The organism is Streptococcus sanguinis (assembly GCF_020729765.1).
GTDB classification, from domain to species: Bacteria; Bacillota; Bacilli; order Lactobacillales; family Streptococcaceae; genus Streptococcus; species Streptococcus sanguinis_Q.
Genome location: NZ_JAJEPD010000023.1, coordinates 125,447 through 144,284 on the forward strand (window position 1 = coordinate 125,447; position 18,838 = coordinate 144,284).

Genomic DNA, 18,838 nt, shown 5'->3' on the forward strand with positions numbered 1-18,838 from the left:
ATTAAGCCAATCCTTCTTTTTCCATTGTTTCAGAGATTGCAACGATAGCATCGTCTGCATCTGCACCTTCAGCTGAGATCTTAACATCAGCTCCTTGGCCAACACCGAGACTCATAACACCCATGATAGATTTCAAGTTTACTGATTTACCTTTGTATTCAAGCGTGATGTCTGAAGCAAATTTGCTAGCAGTTTGAACCAACAAAGTTGCTGGACGTGCGTGAATACCTGTTTCTGCTACAATGTGGAAATCTTTAGAAGCCATAGTTAGACTCTCCTTTTAAATAATTCTTTTTGAGTTATTGTGATAACCCTTACAAGTTGATATTATATCACCTTTTGAAATCTTTTTCAAGAATTTTATAGCCCGCTTACAAAATATTTCTTAGGAAATGAAAACTCTTCTTATTATATTGAAGAGAGAATTTTCGAGCTAAATCCCACATTCCCAAAGCTTTATTCAAAAATGGCTTCCACCAAGTTTTTAATCATAAATTTCTTATTTTATAGAAACTAATTGTTATAAAATAAGAATATAAACTCCCCCTCCACTCCTCCTAGTGATTCCCTAAATTCTGTAACACAAGATATTGGATTTTGGTTTTTGGGAGGAAAATCTTCCAGTCATTTATCTAACATTTTAAGACTTGTTTAAGCATTGCTGCAACAGCATTTTGCTCCCTTTCTGCAATTTTTCACTTCTTTTCACCGCTTATACAAACACTATATATTGTATTGTAATCTATCCTATAACAAAATATCACACAATATTTAGTTCAAAACTATTGACATTCTATTTTCTTTTAGATATACTAGTTTCGTATTATTTAAAAGAAAAAACGAAAGTTTAGAGGAATTTTTAATGGTAACTATTTACTCAAAAAACAACTGCGTTCAGTGCAAAATGACCAAGCGCTTCTTAGATACTAATCATGTAGAATACCGCGAAATCAACTTGGATGAACAGCCAGAATTCATTGACCATGTCAAAGATCTTGGTTTCAATGCTGCTCCTGTGATTCAGACAGCAACTGAGGCATTTTCTGGTTTCCAACCTGGTAAATTGAAAAAACTGTCTTAATGTAGTTTATTTTGAGGGCAGCGCGCCTTGATTGGGAGATAAACTAAAAGACAGATTATCAGGGCAAACTGCAGCTCCTATGCTCATAGGGGCCGTTTCTTTTGTAAGGCGGATATTTTTCCGCTAGCTAATTATCTTATTTATATAGAAAAGGAAAAACATGGGACTCAAACATTTAGAGGATGTGACATACTTCCGACTCAACAACGAAATCAACCGTCCAGTTAATGGTCAGATTATGCTTCATAAAGATCAAGAAGCCTTAAAAGCTTTTTTTAAAGAAAACGTTGAGCCAAACACCAAGCAATTTTCTTCTATCACAGAAAAAATTAAATATTTAATAGAAGAAAACTATTTGGAAAAGGAATTTATTGAACTTTATTCTCCTGAATACATCGAGGAGTTGACTGCTTTTATCCATGCTCAAGATTTCAAGTTTAAATCTTTCATGGCTGCTTATAAGTTCTACAACCAGTATGCCCTGAAGACCAATGATGGTGAATACTATCTGGAAAGCATGGAAGATCGGGTACTCTTCAACGCCCTCTACTTTGCCAACGGAGATGAAGCCATTGCCAAGGATATTGCCAATGAAATTATCCACCAGCGCTACCAACCGGCTACACCAAGCTTCCTCAACGCTGGTCGGGCTCGTCGTGGTGAATTGGTTTCTTGCTTCCTCATCCAAGTAACAGATGATATGAACTCAATCGGTCGCTCCATCAACTCTGCCCTGCAATTGTCTCGTATCGGAGGCGGGGTCGGTATTTCCCTCAGCAATCTGCGGGAAGCCGGAGCACCTATCAAGGGCTATGAGGGAGCTGCATCTGGGGTTGTTCCTGTTATGAAACTCTTTGAGGACAGTTTCTCTTACTCTAACCAGCTGGGCCAACGTCAGGGAGCTGGGGTTGTTTACCTCAACGTCTTCCACCCAGATATCATCTCTTTCCTTTCTACCAAGAAAGAAAACGCCGACGAAAAAGTTCGGGTTAAAACCCTCTCACTCGGCGTTGTCATTCCGGATAAGTTCTACGAATTAGCACGCAAAAATGAAGAAATGTACCTCTTCAGCCCATACTCTGTTGAACGCGAGTATGGAGTGCCATTTGCCTACCTTGACATCACTGAAAAATACGATGAGTTGGTCGCTAATCCAAATATCACTAAGACCAAGATCAAGGCCCGTGATTTGGAAACAGAAATTTCCAAACTCCAACAAGAATCCGGCTATCCTTATGTCGTAAACATTGATACGGCCAACCGTTCAAATCCAATCGACGGTAAAATCGTCATGAGTAATCTTTGCTCTGAAATCCTGCAAGTACAAGAACCTAGCCTTTTGAATGATGCGCAAGAGTATCTTCACCTAGGAACAGATGTATCATGTAACTTAGGCTCTACTAACGTTGTCAACATGATGACTTCGCCTGACTTCGGAAAATCCATCCGAACTATGACACGCGCTTTGACCTTTGTCACAGACAGCTCGCACATCACAGCTGTGCCATCTATTGACAATGGTAACAGTCTGGCGCACACCTTTGGTCTGGGAGCTATGGGACTGCACAGCTACTTAGCTCAGCAGTTGATCGATTATGGATCTGCGGAAGCTGTAGAGTTCACTAGCATCTACTTCATGCTCATGAACTACTGGACCTTGGTTGAGTCTAACAATATCGCTCGCGAACGTGGCGTGACCTTCCACAACTTTGAAAAATCTGACTATGCCAACGGCACTTACTTTGACAAGTACCTGACGGGTGAATTTGTACCTAAGTCTGACCGTGTCAAAGAACTCTTCGCTGGCATCTTTATCCCATCTGCAGAGGATTGGGCAGAGTTGCGCGACAAGGTCAAGGCTGATGGCCTCTACCACCAAAACCGCCTAGCTGTCGCACCAAATGGCTCTATCAGCTATATCAATGATGTTTCTGCTTCAATTCACCCAATCACTCAACGGATCGAAGAACGTCAAGAAAAGAAAATCGGTAAGATCTACTATCCTGCTGCTGGTCTATCAACGGAGACTATTCCTTACTACACCAGTGCTTATGACATGGACATGCGCAAGGTTATCGATGTCTATGCAGCGGCAACTGAGCACGTGGACCAAGGTCTTTCCCTGACTCTCTTTATGCGCAGCGATATCCCTAAAGGCCTCTACGAATGGAAAAAAGAAAGCAAGCAGACAACCCGCGACCTTTCTATCCTGCGTAACTACGCCTTCAACAAGGGAATCAAGTCCATCTACTACGTCCGTACCTTTACTGATGATGGCGGCGAAGTAGGTGCCAACCAATGTGAAAGCTGTGTCATCTAACAAGAGATTTTAGAAAAAGAAAAGGAAATTCGACCATGTCACAATTTTACCTTCCTCATCATGAACAGGAAGGTAAAATTGTGAAGCATTGGGACAGTATCCAAGAAGGGATAGCTGATACCACATCAGGTCGTACCATCTACTAAAGGAGAAAGAATGCAAACTTACTACAAAGCCATTAACTGGAACGCTATCGAAGATGTCATCGATAAGTCCACCTGGGAAAAACTGACCGAGCAATTCTGGCTGGATACGCGGATTCCCCTGTCCAATGACCTGGATGACTGGAGAAAGCTGTCCCACAAGGAAAAGGATTTAGTCGGCAAGGTCTTCGGTGGCCTGACCCTGCTGGATACACTCCAGTCTGAATCTGGTGTGGATGCCCTGCGCAAGGATGTCCGCACTGCCCACGAAGAAGCTGTCTTCAACAACATCCAATTTATGGAGTCCGTTCACGCCAAGTCCTACTCTTCTATCTTTTCTACGCTCAACACCAAGTCAGAAATTGATGAAATCTTTGCCTGGACCAACACCAATCCATACCTGCAAAAGAAAGCTGAGATTATCAACGAAATTTACCTGAACGGTACAGCTCTGGAAAAGAAAATAGCCAGCGTTTTCTTGGAAACCTTCCTCTTCTACTCTGGTTTCTTCACTCCGCTCTACTATCTGGGGAATAACAAACTGGCTAACGTTGCTGAAATTATCAAGCTGATTATCCGTGACGAGTCTGTCCATGGAACCTATATCGGCTACAAGTTCCAGCTAGCCTTTAACGAACTACCAGAAGACGAGCAAGAAAAACTCAAAGAATGGATGTACGACCTGCTCTACACCCTCTATGAAAATGAAGAAGGCTACACTGAAAGCCTCTATGACACAGTCGGCTGGACCGAAGAGGTCAAGACCTTCCTGCGCTACAATGCCAACAAGGCTCTGATGAATCTGGGACAGGATCCCCTCTTCCCAGACTCAGCGGACGATGTCAATCCTATCGTCATGAACGGTATCTCAACTGGTACTTCCAACCATGACTTCTTCTCCCAAGTAGGTAACGGCTACCTACTAGGCGAAGTTGAAGCCATGCAGGATGACGACTATAATTACGGTTTATAAGACAAAAATCCCTCTTTCCAAAATATGGAAAGAGGGGTTTTTGATTGACTATTAATCTATTGATTATCGTAGATATATTCTTCCAGATGTTCTGCGACTGTAATCTCAACTCCAGCCTCAGATGTTAGATAAATCACGGTACAGTCATGAGCAGGGACAATAGGAAATAAAGAGGGCTTCATATTTTGATAAATTCTATACATCCGCCTTTGACTCGTTGGATTTTCCAGATAAAGCTTGCTGTCACCACCAGAAAAGTCAGCCGGCAGAAGAGCATAGTAAGCCACCAAAGCTCCATTTTCATCCAATACTCTAATCTTATTTAAGTCCTCAGCTATTTTTTTCATCATTAAAGTGGCCATTTCTTCCTCCCTTCATATTTTTATCCAAATAAAGGTGGAGCTGGAAACATCATCCCTAACCCCACCTATACAGTAACTAATTAGATACGCGATAATACGGATGCTGTGAAGCAGTGATAGCATCGCTGCCTAGTTGCAATTGTTCTTTTGGAGCAGGATTACCTGTCAAGGGCAATGCAGCACCTTCTGGAATAAAGAACAAGGGATCACTGCTACCAGAGCTATAGTACCCAAAAGATACGACATATTTATTATTATCAACTCTACCATTGTAAAAGGTATTATTGTCAATCACTTCGCCTGAACTTCGTTTGAGCACTGTTGAACCATTGCCATCAATAACAAATTGATCTCCCAAATCATTTTGCCAAGTGCCAGCCACACTAGAAAAATCTCCTGCAGCCAAAGCATTGACATCAATACCTGCTGCTGGAGTGGCTGGATCTTTCGTGTCAGACTTTGTTTCATTTTTAGGCTGAGCTTCAGAAGATGCTGACGCTACATCAGTTTCATCTTGGCTAGCTGATTGAATAGCTTTTGATTCAGACTTGACATCCGATTTAGAAGTTTGAACTGTTTGGCTAGAGCTGCTACTTTGAGATGTTTGCTTCTCCTGCTGTTTACCACAAGAAATAAGCAAGAAAACGGACGCAACAAGTGTTGTACTAGTAAGCAGAAATTTCGCATTTTTCATAAAGGGAACCTCCTCTAAGTTTCAAACATATAATAATCAAATAAAATTAGTTAATCAGCTACTCGATAATACGGATGCTGTGAAGCAGTGATAGCATCTTGTCCAACTCGAATCTGTGCTTTAGGATTCTCGTTTCCCGTATCAGGCAAAACCGCTCCTTCTGGAATTACTAAAAAGGTTGCGCTACTGCTACCAGCTGTATAAGCAAGAGTAGCTACATAACTACCATCGCTTACTTGACCTTTTAGTAAAGTATAATCGCTGGATTCTTTTCCATTCAGAGTATGAGAAACAACCCCTTGATTATTCAATACTATCGCATCCCCCAAATCATTTTGCCAAGTACCGGCTACACTCGAAAAATCTCCTGCTGCCAAAGCATTGACATCAACACCCGCTGCTGGAGTGGCTGGGTCTTTCGTGTCAGACTTTGTTTCATTTTTAGGCTGAGCTTCAGAAGATGCCGACGCTACATCGGTTTCATCTTGGCTAGCTGATTGAACAACTTTCGCTTCAGATTTGACATCTGATTTAGAAGTTTGAACTGTTTGACTAGAGCTACTACTTTGAGATAGCTTCTTGTCCTGCTGTTTGCTACAAGCACCAAGCAAGACAATAGAAGAAGCGAGCGCAGTCGCAAGAAACATTAATTTTGCATTTTTCATAAAAGGACCTCCTTTAGGTTTGCCTAATTATAACACGAAAGATTTTGCCAAAACAGGACATAGATGTCCTGTTAGCCTTGATGATAGATCTGAAGTTCTTTATTCCACTCCTCAGACATTTTTTTAGATAGAAAAGTATGACCTAACAATTTCGCCAGCGTCAGTCCCTCTTCGTAGTATTGTTGAGCCTTTTTCTCGTCCTTGTGTACGAAAAGCTCATATTCTCCCTCTAACATTCTTATCAGCGGTTTCTTTTGATAGTCCTCTGTCAATTCCATGATTATATTAAGTTTGTTGAGTGTATCTTTTGTATAAATGAACTCTTTTCGCTCGCACTCAATACCTGGGATTGTCAGTAGAGCATCTCGCATGAGAAAGAGATATTCATTTGGAATATAGTCAACTGATTGCAGTAATCGCCGAGCGATTCTTGTATATAACTCCTTATCAAACTTAGCTGACCGAATCTCCTCTTCATCTCCCACATAGATCTGATAGAGCTGGATGTAGAGTAAGTCATTCACGTCATAATGCTTTTTACTCTGCAAATCGTCCAAATGCTGGGCAAAGAGAGTCATTCCATACTTATGGAATTTCTCAGAAGTATAAGTATAAATCTTTGATTGCAAGATATCCATTACATTCTGCTCAGCTTCTGGCAAATCATCATAATAAACTTCAAAAATTTCATCTATGATATGCTCCAATTCGGACAAGACTTCAGTGTTGCCATAAGTGGTCGTGCGAATCAGCTTATACTTCAATCTCTGGTAATCAGCAGGTAGAGCTGCATTTTCTTTTTTACTTCCTGTCAAGGTTGCCAAATCGACCTCTAGACAAGAAGCAAGATATTCTAAAGTAGAGAGAGTCGGCTGAGAAATGCCTGACTCCAAACGGGTTAACTGCCGTATAGAAAACTTTGACTCATCACCACACAGTTGCTCCTTGGTCCAGCCCCTATTTAATCGAAGCTGTTTCAAATGCTGTCCAAATTCTTTTCCTTGCATCGTCAATTCCCCTCCCAAATAAATCAGGAAACTTTTGTTTATGTTATCATGTTATTCTAGATTTATTATAGCATAACTGGAAAGATTTTACTAATAAAATTCTAAAAAGATTACTTCCTTTTCTCAGTGATGAAATCTACCTAACTGTTGCAACAGTTAGGTAGAGCGGAGCTATTGAGACCTTAGGCTCAATAGCTAGTCATGGAACTCTGCAGGAGGTCGCTGACGTCCGCCATCACTTGAGAAAAGTATGTAAATCTAAAAATTAGCATATTACAAATATTAAAGGACCCCAAACTTAAAAGTTTGGAGTCCTTCTACCATATTCTTTTTTAAGCCTAAACACAAAAAACTAGCAATACACATTCAAGTGAGATGGCAAGACACGAATCGTCACAGGCAGTTGGTCGCCCTCATCTCCGTCAACGTTGACGCTGAGCTCTGCATTGTCATCAGCCAACTCAACTGTGATTTCCTTAAAGGTCAGATACTCGATATTATCACTTTCTTCTCCATTGCCTGAAATCAAATCTGGCACAGAAACCAAGGTGTCTAAGAGATTTTTATCCTTAAGGTACAAAAGGTGGAGCAAGCCGTCATTGACAGTGGCTTCAGGAAGAATGCTCTCGAAACCTCCGATTGAGTTGGTAGAGCCAATCAAGAGTGTGCTGCTCTTTATCGTACGCTCTTCTCCATCAATCTTCAAGTGAAATTCGTAAAAACTAGTATCCATCAACTGCTTGAAGCCAGAGATAAAGTAAGCAAACTTGCCCCATTTGGTCTTGTCTTCAGAATCTACATTGTTGATCGATTCAGGAATAGTTCCAATGGCAACTACATTCATAAAGTACTGGTCATTAATCTTGCCGATATCAAGCGGCTTGACTTTATTGATATCCAGATTCTGAATGGCTTCTTCAGCGTCTAGGGGAATGCCGAGAGCACGCGCCAAGTCATTGACCGTACCAAGTGGAAAGAAACCAAAGGTCGGACGATAGTCTAGTTCAGCTAGACCGCTGATTCCTTCATTGACTGTTCCATCGCCACCCATGACAAAGACGCTATCATAATGGTCTTCTGCGGCTTGCTTAGCAAAAGCTGCTGCATCTCCGCCTTTTTCAGTATGCTTGACCACTACCTCATCGAAACATTCTGCTAGCTTTTCTCTTGCCAAGTCTTCATAGGACTTGGCTTTTTCGCCTCCCGAGCTAGGGTTGACAATTAATAGGACTTTAGACATAAAGAAACCTCTTTTCATTTGATAGCTCATTATACCATCTGGAAAACACTTTCACAAGAATTTGAATCTGCTGGCTTTCGAAAGACCAGAACAGCAGTTTAGTATTTAAAATCCATTCCACAGAAAAACACTTCTGCCGTTAGACTTTTCTGCCTAACTTTAGAAGTGCTGTCTTATATTTAGTTTTTCTATTAAAAGAAGACAATAAGAACAAAGGCAATTAGGTTATTGGCCAGATGTAGGCCAATTGAGTAGCGCAGATCCTTCTTAGCCAAATAGCCTAGGCCAAAGATTGCCCCTAAGATGAAGTAAACGAGAAACTGGACAAGATTGCCCGGCATGTGCAGAAGAGAGAAAAAGCTGGCAGATACAGTTAAATAGAGCAGAATTTTCGCCAAGCTATTTTGGTCAGGAAAGAGAAACTTAGCCAAAAATCCTCGTGTCAGCAACTCCTCGAGAACAGGAGCAAAGATTACCATGTATAGGAATGCAAAGGCTGGCTGCTGCTGAATCAACTCTACAGCAGTGTTCTGATTGGCAGAAGATTCAATAGGAACGAGCTGCTGGAAGATGATAAAAGCAAGCAAGAGGACACTAGGAAGCCAGATAGAACTGGTCAGCTTGGTATTTTTGATTTCCAGTTTCAAATCTTTCTGGTACCATTTCCACATGGCAAAAGAATAGAGACTGGCAAGTATGACAAAAATCGGCAAAATCAATAGTTGAGAAGTTCCTCCTGTCAGAGAGCCTATGGTGAAGAGAACTATAGCGGAAAATATATAGAAATAGGCCAAGTGGACAAGTATATAAAGGCCAAAATTAGTAAAGAAAGTTTTTAATTTCATAGTGACTCCTTATAGTTTGCTTTACTGAAACATAGCTAGTAGCAGTATTATAGCCATAGGAAGATTGTTCAGGATATGAACCAACATGGAATCTTTTATATTCCCCCGACGAGCATAGGATAAATAAAGAACCAGTCCAAGTGCAAAATAAATTGGGAACTCTGTCAATTGAGTGATATGAGGCAGGGTGAAGACCACAGAAGTCACAATGGCAGACAAAACTTTTTGATTATTTTTGAAAAAGAAGGCAGTCCCAAAACCGCGGAAAATTAATTCTTCCATGATAGGAGCGATAAAAGCAATCGTTGCAACAAAGAGCAAGGCAAAGAAGATATGCTGCGAAGACATCATCCCCCCCAGCCCTTGTATAGCACTGTCATTACTAGTCTGGGAATTGCCGCTCAGGATAAGATTAAGATAAACACCGACAATAGCAGCCACTCTCGCAAGGAAAAAGAATAGAAAAGCAAAACCGATGTCCTTGCCAGACAGTTTGAATTTCTTCTTTTCTTCAGACACACGCTTCTGATATCGCCGCCATAAGATACGAAAAATCAGGAAAACTAAAATCAGATACAAGGCTACCAATAAGATTTCTGCATAAACAGGTAAACTCTTCCCGAGCCTTAAGAATAGCATCGGAGCAACATTTATAAGGAGGCTAAGAGCAATTAAGCCTATCCATTTTACAAGTCCTAAAGCAGTTGATTTGAAGTTGTTCATTTTGTACTCTCCTTTTGATAAATATTAATACCGACTTCCGTATCCTCAACAGCGATATCACCCTTATGCCGAAGAATAGCGACAGCCAGGAAAAAATCTCCTGCACAGCCGGCTGCATGGAAGCTAGCAAGAACGATATAAGAGGTCGCAGTCAGAATATGCAAGGCATAGATCAAGGTCAGGACTAGGCTAATCAGAAAGAAAGGTGCCAGGATGATGACGAGCATCCTTTTCCGACTGTAACGACTGCCTGGACTGGTCGCATAGGCCATGCCGCTTTTAAAACCAAACTTGACCTTGGTATTTTCATCCCCCAAGACCTTGAAGAAAAAGCCGTGAATCAGCTCATGGATGACCATTAGAACAAGGAGGTAGAGTAAGTCAAAAAAATGAAAAACTTCGCTACCCTTGCCATACATTAGAATAGCAATCCAAGTAAAGAGGGCTAGAAAAGGGAAGATCAGCAATACAGCCGTTATATTCAGAGCCAGATTGACCTTTTTATTAAGGATAAAATCAAGTTCTTTCAGTAGTTTCATAATTTCCGCCTTTCATCGGGAAATAAGCTTATTTGAAATATTTTCTTACCATTGGATAATACATAAGATTGATATAGATATGGATTACCACTAGGATGACAAAACCGGAAACGACATTGAGGGGTGTGAAGGCTCCCAGTATCCCTAAAATGACATAGAGGGCTGGCAGAAGTCTCTGATTTACATTGAAGAGAATGAGATAGCACTGTTCATAATTGGCTTGCAGCTCTGACTCATCATAAGAGAGGGCAAATTCTTTTATTTCCTCAGTAGTCGGAAAGGCTGATAGCTTATAGTGCCGCACCTTCTGAACCGTCTTTAAAAAGACAACTTGCAAAATAAAATAAAGAAAGGCAATCGCATAATCTATAAGACTCCACTGAAGCGGACTCTTATTATTAGTGATATTCCCGATAAAAACAACTCCAACTAAAATCGTAAAAAGAACGATAGCACTGCTGATATTAAAGACAATGCCCGCATATTCCAGATTTTTAAAGGTTAGCCGGTACCATTCATAATTCTTATCCTCATCTGCTTCTTTTTCATAAGCTTCATTGTATTTACGAGTCCGATAAATCAAGAAAAAGACCAATGGATAGAGGATGATAAGACTAGCCCGACCTAACTGGCGCAGCAGTTGAACAGTAAAAATTGTCGACCAACTGATGTTTTTTAGCAGACCTATTTCAGAAAACAAAACAGACAAGCCACCTATTAAAGCTCCAGCTAGCAAAATAAGGACATTATATAAAACTCTTTTCTGTTTAGATATACGTTTTTGCTCTTTCACGACTTCTTCTCCTTTATTTTTTTACAATAGATGATACAAGAATGCTGAGGCTGAAGGACTGTTTTAGCTCCTGTTGAAATGAATCTTAATTGGTTCTTCATTCTGCTTCCTCCACCAGCCGAAAGACATTCTCAATGTTTTCGTTGAAAATATGGGCAATCTTAAAGGCAATCACAATCGATGGGGTATATTCGCCTCTCTCTATAAGGCTGATTGTCTGCCTGGAAACACCGGCCAGCTTAGCCAGTTCTGTCTGGTTGAGACCGTCACGCGCCCTCAACTCCTTGAGTCGATTTCTAAGCTGCATCATAAACTCCTTATTTATTATTCTCCCTTGGATAAAATCATTGTAACAGATTCTTTTCTTTTTGACAAGTATCTTTGTCAAAAAAATAATAATCATTGTCAAAAATGCCTTTATCATAGACAAAAAAGAATCCAGCTCAAACTGAATCCTTTTCCTTTATTCATCTACTTCTGAAAATACTTCTTTTAAAATAGCAATACCCTGCTGGATTTCCTCCCTGCTGATAGTCAAAGGCGGCAGGAGACGGATAACATTCTCTCCGGCTGTCAGGATAATCAAGCCTTTCTGGCGAGCGGCTTCAACAAGCCTTGACAAACCGGCACTTGTTTCAATACCAATCATCATGCCCAGACCGCGAACAGCAGAAATCTTTGGATGATCCTTAAAAGCAAGCTGCAGCTGCTCCAGTAAGATGGCACTCTTAGACCTGACTTCTTCCATAAATCCCGTCTCTTTCATGATATGCAAGGTCTCCAAGGCAGTTGCCATGGCTAATTTATTGCCACCAAATGTGGAGCCGTGACTGCCCGGCCCAAAAGCGGGAGCCAAGCTTGATTTTCCTAATAGAGCACCAGCGGGCAGGCCATTGGCCAGACCCTTAGCCAGGGTCACAATATCCGGTATAATCCCATAGTGCTCAAAGGAATAAAGCTGACCAGTGCGCCCCATACCTGTCTGGACCTCATCGACAATCAGCAAAAGCCCCTCTTGTTGGCAAAAATCAGCCAAGTCTTTGACAAAAGCTGCTTCTGCTGGACGAACACCCGATTCTCCTTGGATCAATTCCAGCATGATAGCTGCCGTATCCTGATTGACCAAGTCTTCTACGCTGGCCAGATCATTGTAAACCGCATAGCTGAAATAAGGCACCCCATCACCAAATCCTTTCTTGATCTTATCCTGTCCTGTTGCGGCCATAGCACCAAAGGTCCGACCGTGAAAGGATTGCTGAAAGGTGATAATGCCTTGCTTGCCAGCAGCTTTGCGGGCTAGCTTAATAGCTGCTTCATTGGCTTCCGCTCCGCTATTGCAGAAAAAAGCTAAATAATCATAAGAACCTGCCAGTTCCTGAGCCACCTGCTCTTGCAGAGAGCTAAGATAGAGATTGGGACTGTGCCAGATGCGCCCTGCTTGCTGGATCAAAGCCTGCTGGACCTGCGGGTGAAAGCCAAGATTGGTTACGCCAATCCCCGATGAAAAGTCCAAATAAGCTTTTCCCTCATTGTCAATCAGATAGGAGCCCTCTGCTTTAACAAACTCAATGGGTGCCCTCTTGTAGTTTTCAAATAAATAAGTCATCGTTATCCCTCTGCTATCAAGGTGCCCGTCAAAAGATTGTCACCAATCAGAACCTGCCCGACACCGGAAAGCACAGTCTGGACAGCACTCTCAATCTTGGGAATCATACCACCCTTGATGACACCTGTCTGAATCTTCTTGGAAACCTGACTGGTCAGAAGCTGGGGCAGGACCTTTTTGTCCTCTAGAACTCCTTCTATATCTGTCATCAGGATTAGCTTCTCTGCCTGCAAGCTGCTAGCAACTGCCGCTGCTAGATAGTCTGCATTGATATTTAAGAGATCGCCAGCCGCATTTTCCCCCAGCGAAGCCAGCACTGGGACTATGTCCGCATCCAGCAGCTGCTCTAGATAAGCAGTTTGAATTGCTGTCACATCACCGACATAGCCATAGAGCTCTTTATCGATAAAATCTGCCGAAACTGTCTTTCCCAAATGAGAAACCAACTGAACGCTTTCAATATCTGAGTCGTTCAGTTCTTGTGTCAACGTCCGGCCGACTTGACCTAGCAAAGCCTGCTCAATGATGGGTAAGTCAGACTTAGCTGTCACCCGCAATCCCTTAACCTTGTGAGTAGGCAGCTGACGCTCTTTCATGAGTTGGTTAATGACCAGACCGCCCCCATGAACGACCACGATTTTCTTACCAGCTGCTATCCACTCTTGCATCTGCTTGATAAACTTATCAGACAGTTTTTGCGCAGCAACACCGCCAATTTTTATAACAATCACATCTTTCATTGCATTTCTCCTTAGGTTCTATAGAGGGCATTGATTTTCACATAATCATAGGATAAATCGCAGCCCCAGGCCTGAGCTTCAGCGTCCCCATCGTGTAGGTCAATGGTCAAGGTTAGCAGCTTTCCAGCCATGGCATCACTTGTTTCCTCGGGGTCAAAAGCCACAGGGCTAGAAGCCTGCATAACTGGAATCCCCTCAATCCAAATATCAATATTATCCACCGAGACATCTGCTCCCGCATAGCCGATAGCTGCTAAGATTCGGCCCCAATTTGGATCTTGACCAAAAATGGCAGTTTTAACCAAGCTAGAGCCAACAACACTCTTGGCAATCATACGGCCGCTCTGTTCATCCTTAGCGTGCCGCACATTAACTTCAATCAGCTTGGTTGCTCCTTCGCCATCCTTGGCAATTTTCTTAGCCAAGTCAGCCATAAGATAGCGGAGCATCTTAGAAAACTTTTCAAATTCTTCCGTATCTGGCAGAATTTCTTCATTTTGTCGGCAGCCATTTGCCATGACTAGCACCATGTCATTGGTCGATGTATCCCCATCCACCGTGATTTGGTTGAAAGTCGTCTCCACATGCTGACTGAGAGCTTTTTGCAAGGTAGCACTAGAAATATTGGCATCACAGGTGATAAAGGCCAGCATGGTCGCCATATTCGGATGAATCATGCCCGATCCCTTAGCCACTCCCGCCATAGTCACCAGGTCTGATCCAAACTCTTCTGTGACTACACAGGTCTTGGTACAAGTATCTGTCGTCAAGATAGCCTCAGCAAAATCTTCTGCCTTGCCGCTCACTAGAATCTGTGACAGGCCATTTTTCAGAGCATCCATTGGAAGCTGCTCGCCGATGACTCCTGTAGAAGCCAGACCAACCAAGTCAGGCTCAATCTTCAGCTTTTGGGCAGTCAAACGCTGCATTTCATAGGCGGCGTCCAGCCCCTGCTGGCCTGTACAGGAATTGGCAACACCAGAATTAACCACTATTGCCTGCAATTTCTGGCTCTTTTGAATTGATGCTTTGGTCACTAGAAGCGGAGCAGCAATGACCTTATTGGTCGTATAGACTCCTGCCACACTGGCCGGTACTTCTGATACAATCCAGCCAAAATCCAACTTCTTTTTCTTAAAGCCAGCGTGTAAACCGTCAGCTGAAAAGCCTAGCGGACTGGCAATCGTTCCATCAATAATCTTCATATCTAACCCTTTCTCATCTAGACATAGGACGGTTGACTGAGCAGGCCATCTGTTTCGGGAAAGCCCAGCATCAGATTCATATTTTGAACCGCCTGACCAGCAGCCCCCTTAATTAAGTTATCCAGCACAGCTACTACCGTTAAAATGTTTGTCACAGGATTATAGTCAAAACCAATATCTGTATAATTAGTACCGACAACCTGGTGCAGATTCGGCAGAGCTGCTTGAATACGGACAAAAGGCTTATCCTGATAGCATTCCTGGTAAATAGCAGCCAGCTCTTCTCGAGTCAAAGGTTCTTTCAACTTGCAATAAACTGTCGCCACGATACCACGATTGAGTGGAATGAGGGATGTTGAAAACTGAATCTGCTGCAATTTCTCATCAAAACGCTGCAACTGCTGCACAATCTCCGGAATATGCTGATGCTGATTCAGCTTGTAAGTCACATAATTGTCATGCACATGAACAAAATGGCTGGATGCAGCTGGATTTTTCCCTGCTCCAGTCAAGCCGCTCTTGGCATCGACAATAATGGAGTCCAGCTCAATAGCCCGAGCCTTCAGCAAGGGAATCAAGGCCAACTCTGTAACCGTCGCATAGCAGCCGGGATTAGCAATAAATCGCTTCCCTCTGATATCTGTAAACTCAGACAGCCCATAAATAAACGCTTTTTGAACATAGTCTTCAGCCGGCTCTTTCTGATACCATTTTTTATAAATATTCCCTGGCAAACGATGATCTCCTGATAGATCAATGACTGGAAATCCTGCTTCAACAAAGTCTTTTGACAAATCTTTAGCCACTCCGCTTGACGTTGCAAAGAAAACAAGATCTGCTCGTCGCATTATTTCCTGACTGTCGAAAGCTTCTATTTTCAGGTCGCAAATCCCCTTCAAATGAGGATAAAGCTCTGACACAGGAGCCTCTATATCTTGGCTGGCATGAAGGGAAACGACTTCTGCCTGCGGATGCTGCAGCAAAATACGGAGGAGTTCCATTCCTGAGTAACCAGTAATTCCTACAATCGAAATTCGCATATTTTTAAAACACCTCCGTATAAATATGCGTTTTATTTTACTCGCATATTTTCCCTTTGTCAAGTGTTTTCTGTATTTTTATGCAATATTTTTGAAAATATCATTATTTATTCTAAAACAATTCATAATTTATTGCCGAAAAACGACTTATTGACTTTTCATACAGAGAAGTAAGAGAGCTGAGAGCACAGAAAAAGGTCTGCCCAAAGAGCAGACCTTTTCATCTATCTGTTATCTCATATTACATCTTCTCAGCAACTGCTGCTAGCAGGGCTGGGATAGCTGATTGCTTGCTGCCACCGGCCATAGCCATGTCTGGCTTACCGCCGCCTCGACCATCTACAATCGGTGCCAATTCCTTAATCAGATTACCAGCATGGATGTCCTTGGTCTTGCTGGCTGCAAGAACATTGACCTTGTCACCAATTGCTGCGACCAGTATAAGAACATCTGAATAGTCCTTCTGCTTCCAAGTGTCCGCAAAGGTACGCAGGGCACCTGCATCAGAAACAGAGACCTGACTAGCAATAAAGCTATGTCCATTTGCTTCTTGAACATTCTTGAAGACTTCACCAGAGGCCGCTGCTGCTGCCTTTTCCTTGAGCTCTGCATTCTCTTTTTGCAGTTGACGCAGCTGCTCTTGCAGCGCTTCTACCTTGTGAGGTACTTCCTTGATTTGCGGTGCCTTGAGAGTCGCAGCGATAGCCTTGAGCGCCTCTTCTTCCTCACGGTAGGCTGTGAAAGCTTCCTTGCTGGTGACCGCCAAGATACGACGAGTTCCGGATCCGATCCCCTCTTCTTTGACAATCTTGAAAATACCGATTTCAGAAGTATTGCCTACGTGGGTTCCTCCGCAAAGCTCGACAGAGTAGTCGCCGATGGTTACGACGCGAACTTCTTTACCATATTTTTCGCCAAAGAGCGCCATGGCACCCATTCCCTTAGCCGTGTCAATATCTGTCTCTACTGTCTCTATAGCAAGGGCTTCCCAGATTTTCTCATTGACTTCTTGCTCGATAGCGCGCAGCTCTTCTGCAGTCACCGCTTGGAAGTGTGTAAAGTCAAAGCGCAGGAATTCTACTTCGTTCAGAGATCCTGCCTGGGTTGCATGGTTACCAAGAACATTGTGCAGGGCAGCATGCAGGAGGTGGGTTGCCGTGTGGTTTTTCATCACACGATGGCGACGACTGTGGTCAATTTCCAGTTTATAGCTTTGACCCAGAGCCAGAGGAGCCAAAACTTCTACAGTATGCAGTGGCTGACCATTTGGTGCCTTTTGCACGTCCGTAACTTGCGCTACCAGATTGCCTGCTCCATCAAAGATTTGACCGTGGTCAGCTACCTGACCACCCATTTCTGCATAGAATGGTGTTTCTGCAAAGATGAGGGCAGCTGTGCCTGTCTCAACTGACTCCACTGCTGCATCATCCGCCACGATAGCAAGGAGTTCAGCTGTCAACTCTTCTTTTTCGTAGTTAAAGGCACTCTCTACGGTGATGGCCTGCAGGGTTTCATTTTGCATGCCCATTGAGCCGCCCTTGACGACAGAAGCACGCGCCCGATCCTGCTGCTCTTTCATAGCCGCTTCAAAGCCAGCACGGTCCACAGTCATGCCTGCTTCTTCAGCAATTTCTTCAGTCAACTCCAGCGGGAAACCGTAAGTATCGTAGAGTTTGAAGGCATCTTGACCAGCAATAACAGTTTGTCCCTTAGCTTTCAAATCTGCCACAATTGTTTCTGCAAAGTGTTGACCAGAGTGCAGAGTACGAGCAAAAGATTCTTCCTCACTCTTGATAATCTTTTCGATAAAGTCTTGCTTTTCAAGAACTTCTGGGTAGTAGCTTTCCATAATCTTGCCCACTGTTGGAACCAGTTTGTAAAGGAAAGGCTCATTGATCCCCAGCTTTTGACCATGCATTGAAGCACGACGGAGTAGACGACGAAGGACATAGCCACGGCCTTCATTTCCAGGAAGAGCCCCATCACCAATGGCAAAGGAGAGCGAGCGGATATGGTCTGCGATAACCTTGAAACTCATATTGTCGCCATCTTGGTCATAGACCTTGCCAGACAGTTTTTCTACTTCGCGAATGATTGGCATAAAGAGGTCGGTCTCAAAGTTGGTCTTAGCTCCTTGGATAACAGCGACCAAACGCTCCAAACCAGCGCCCGTATCAATGTTCTTATGTGGCAATTCCTTGTACTCGCTACGAGGTATAGCAGGGTCTGCGTTAAATTGTGACAAAACGATATTCCAGATTTCGATATAGCGATCGTTTTCAATATCTTCTTCTAAGAGACGGACCCCAATATTTTCTGGATCAAAAGCCTCACCCCGGTCAAAGAAAATCTCTGTATCCGGCCCAGAAGGTCCCGCACCGATTTCCCAGAAATTATCTTCAATCGGAATCAAATGACTAGGCTCAACGCCCATAGCAATCCAGCGGTTGTAAGAGTCCTTGTCATCTGGATAGTAGGTCATGTAGAGCTTATCTTTAGGGAAATCAAACCACTCAGGGCTAGTCAAAAGCTCGTAAGCCCACTCAATCGCTTCATCACGGAAGTAATCACCGATAGAGAAGTTGCCCAGCATTTCAAACATGGTATGGTGGCGGGCAGTCTTTCCAACATTTTCAATATCGTTGGTCCGAATGGCCTTTTGAGCATTGGTAATCCGAGGATTCTCTGGAATAATGGTTCCGTCAAAGTATTTCTTGAGGGTTGCTACACCAGAGTTAATCCAGAGCAAGGTTGGATCGTTGACCGGCACCAAGCTGACAGATGGTTCTACTGCATGACCTTTAGTTGCCCAAAAATCTAGCCACATTTGACGAACCTGAGCACTTGACATTTGTTTCATTT

At 42.9% G+C, this 18,838-nt stretch carries 19 protein-coding genes; 3 read left to right on the plus strand and 16 right to left on the minus strand.

Annotated features, from left to right (window positions below; all coding sequences use genetic code 11):
* Window position 1 precedes the first annotated feature (1 nt).
* Window positions 2-265 (minus strand): phosphocarrier protein HPr, encoded by a 264-nt coding sequence (locus K4H96_RS02315; RefSeq protein ID WP_223337562.1) that lies wholly within the window; start codon window positions 263-265, stop codon window positions 2-4.
* Between the two features lie 597 nt (window positions 266-862).
* Here K4H96_RS02315 and nrdH point away from each other — a divergent pair.
* The 3 genes from nrdH (at window position 863) to nrdF (ending at window position 4,517) form a co-directional block, all read left to right on the plus strand.
* Window positions 863-1,081, plus strand: a complete 219-nt coding sequence (nrdH, locus tag K4H96_RS02320; protein WP_002897920.1) for a glutaredoxin-like protein NrdH — start codon at window positions 863-865, stop codon at window positions 1,079-1,081.
* A 160-nt stretch (window positions 1,082-1,241) separates the two neighbouring features.
* Window positions 1,242-3,401: a class 1b ribonucleoside-diphosphate reductase subunit alpha gene (nrdE, locus tag K4H96_RS02325; RefSeq protein WP_223314602.1), complete on the plus strand. Its 2,160-nt coding sequence runs from the start codon at window positions 1,242-1,244 to the stop codon at window positions 3,399-3,401.
* A 156-nt stretch (window positions 3,402-3,557) separates the two neighbouring features.
* On the plus strand, window positions 3,558-4,517 hold the full coding sequence (gene nrdF, locus K4H96_RS02330; protein WP_002896021.1) for a class 1b ribonucleoside-diphosphate reductase subunit beta: 960 nt from the start codon (window positions 3,558-3,560) through the stop codon (window positions 4,515-4,517).
* A gap of 56 nt (window positions 4,518-4,573) precedes the next feature.
* Here the strand turns inward: nrdF and K4H96_RS02335 are convergent, their stop codons facing one another.
* From K4H96_RS02335 to alaS, 15 genes are all read right to left on the minus strand, one after another.
* On the minus strand, window positions 4,574-4,879 hold the full coding sequence (locus K4H96_RS02335) for a hypothetical protein (protein ID WP_223337561.1): 306 nt from the start codon (window positions 4,877-4,879) through the stop codon (window positions 4,574-4,576).
* 76 nt (window positions 4,880-4,955) lie between these two features.
* A complete protein-coding gene (locus K4H96_RS02340; RefSeq protein ID WP_223337560.1) occupies window positions 4,956-5,573 on the minus strand; it encodes a DUF6287 domain-containing protein in 618 nt (205 codons plus the stop codon).
* A 50-nt stretch (window positions 5,574-5,623) separates the two neighbouring features.
* Window positions 5,624-6,238, minus strand: coding sequence for a DUF6287 domain-containing protein (locus K4H96_RS02345; RefSeq protein ID WP_223337559.1), 615 nt, complete (start codon window positions 6,236-6,238; stop codon window positions 5,624-5,626).
* Between the two features lie 71 nt (window positions 6,239-6,309).
* Window positions 6,310-7,245: a helix-turn-helix domain-containing protein gene (locus tag K4H96_RS02350; protein ID WP_223337558.1), complete on the minus strand. Its 936-nt coding sequence runs from the start codon at window positions 7,243-7,245 to the stop codon at window positions 6,310-6,312.
* Between the two features lie 352 nt (window positions 7,246-7,597).
* On the minus strand, window positions 7,598-8,515 hold the full coding sequence (locus tag K4H96_RS02355; protein WP_223337557.1) for a diacylglycerol/lipid kinase family protein: 918 nt from the start codon (window positions 8,513-8,515) through the stop codon (window positions 7,598-7,600).
* 161 nt (window positions 8,516-8,676) lie between these two features.
* Complete coding sequence (locus tag K4H96_RS02360) at window positions 8,677-9,330, minus strand: CPBP family intramembrane glutamic endopeptidase (RefSeq protein ID WP_223337556.1); 654 nt, start codon at window positions 9,328-9,330, stop codon at window positions 8,677-8,679.
* A 21-nt stretch (window positions 9,331-9,351) separates the two neighbouring features.
* Window positions 9,352-10,053 (minus strand): CPBP family intramembrane glutamic endopeptidase, encoded by a 702-nt coding sequence (locus K4H96_RS02365; RefSeq protein WP_223337555.1) that lies wholly within the window; start codon window positions 10,051-10,053, stop codon window positions 9,352-9,354.
* Window positions 10,050-10,592 carry a DUF3267 domain-containing protein gene (locus K4H96_RS02370; protein ID WP_002912055.1) on the minus strand — a complete coding sequence of 181 codons (543 nt, stop codon included), beginning with the start codon at window positions 10,590-10,592 and terminating at the stop codon, window positions 10,050-10,052. Before K4H96_RS02370 ends, K4H96_RS02365 begins: the two co-directional genes overlap by 4 nt.
* Window positions 10,593-10,620: 28 nt before the next feature.
* Window positions 10,621-11,385, minus strand: a complete 765-nt coding sequence (locus K4H96_RS02375; RefSeq protein WP_002912054.1) for a DUF3169 family protein — start codon at window positions 11,383-11,385, stop codon at window positions 10,621-10,623.
* 97 nt (window positions 11,386-11,482) lie between these two features.
* The gene (locus K4H96_RS12315) at window positions 11,483-11,692 is read right to left on the minus strand and encodes a helix-turn-helix transcriptional regulator (protein ID WP_032913376.1); all 210 of its coding nucleotides are present in this window, start codon (window positions 11,690-11,692) and stop codon (window positions 11,483-11,485) included.
* A 156-nt stretch (window positions 11,693-11,848) separates the two neighbouring features.
* Window positions 11,849-12,991: an acetylornithine transaminase gene (locus K4H96_RS02385; RefSeq protein WP_223337554.1), complete on the minus strand. Its 1,143-nt coding sequence runs from the start codon at window positions 12,989-12,991 to the stop codon at window positions 11,849-11,851.
* A gap of 2 nt (window positions 12,992-12,993) precedes the next feature.
* Window positions 12,994-13,731, minus strand: a complete 738-nt coding sequence (gene argB, locus K4H96_RS02390) for an acetylglutamate kinase (RefSeq protein WP_002902681.1) — start codon at window positions 13,729-13,731, stop codon at window positions 12,994-12,996.
* An 11-nt stretch (window positions 13,732-13,742) separates the two neighbouring features.
* Window positions 13,743-14,936: a bifunctional glutamate N-acetyltransferase/amino-acid acetyltransferase ArgJ gene (gene argJ / locus K4H96_RS02395; protein ID WP_002902680.1), complete on the minus strand. Its 1,194-nt coding sequence runs from the start codon at window positions 14,934-14,936 to the stop codon at window positions 13,743-13,745.
* A gap of 17 nt (window positions 14,937-14,953) precedes the next feature.
* On the minus strand, window positions 14,954-15,976 hold the full coding sequence (argC, locus tag K4H96_RS02400; RefSeq protein ID WP_002912050.1) for an N-acetyl-gamma-glutamyl-phosphate reductase: 1,023 nt from the start codon (window positions 15,974-15,976) through the stop codon (window positions 14,954-14,956).
* 241 nt (window positions 15,977-16,217) lie between these two features.
* Window positions 16,218-18,836: an alanine--tRNA ligase gene (gene alaS / locus K4H96_RS02405; RefSeq protein ID WP_223337553.1), complete on the minus strand. Its 2,619-nt coding sequence runs from the start codon at window positions 18,834-18,836 to the stop codon at window positions 16,218-16,220.
* Between the last annotated feature and the right edge of the window lie 2 nt (window positions 18,837-18,838).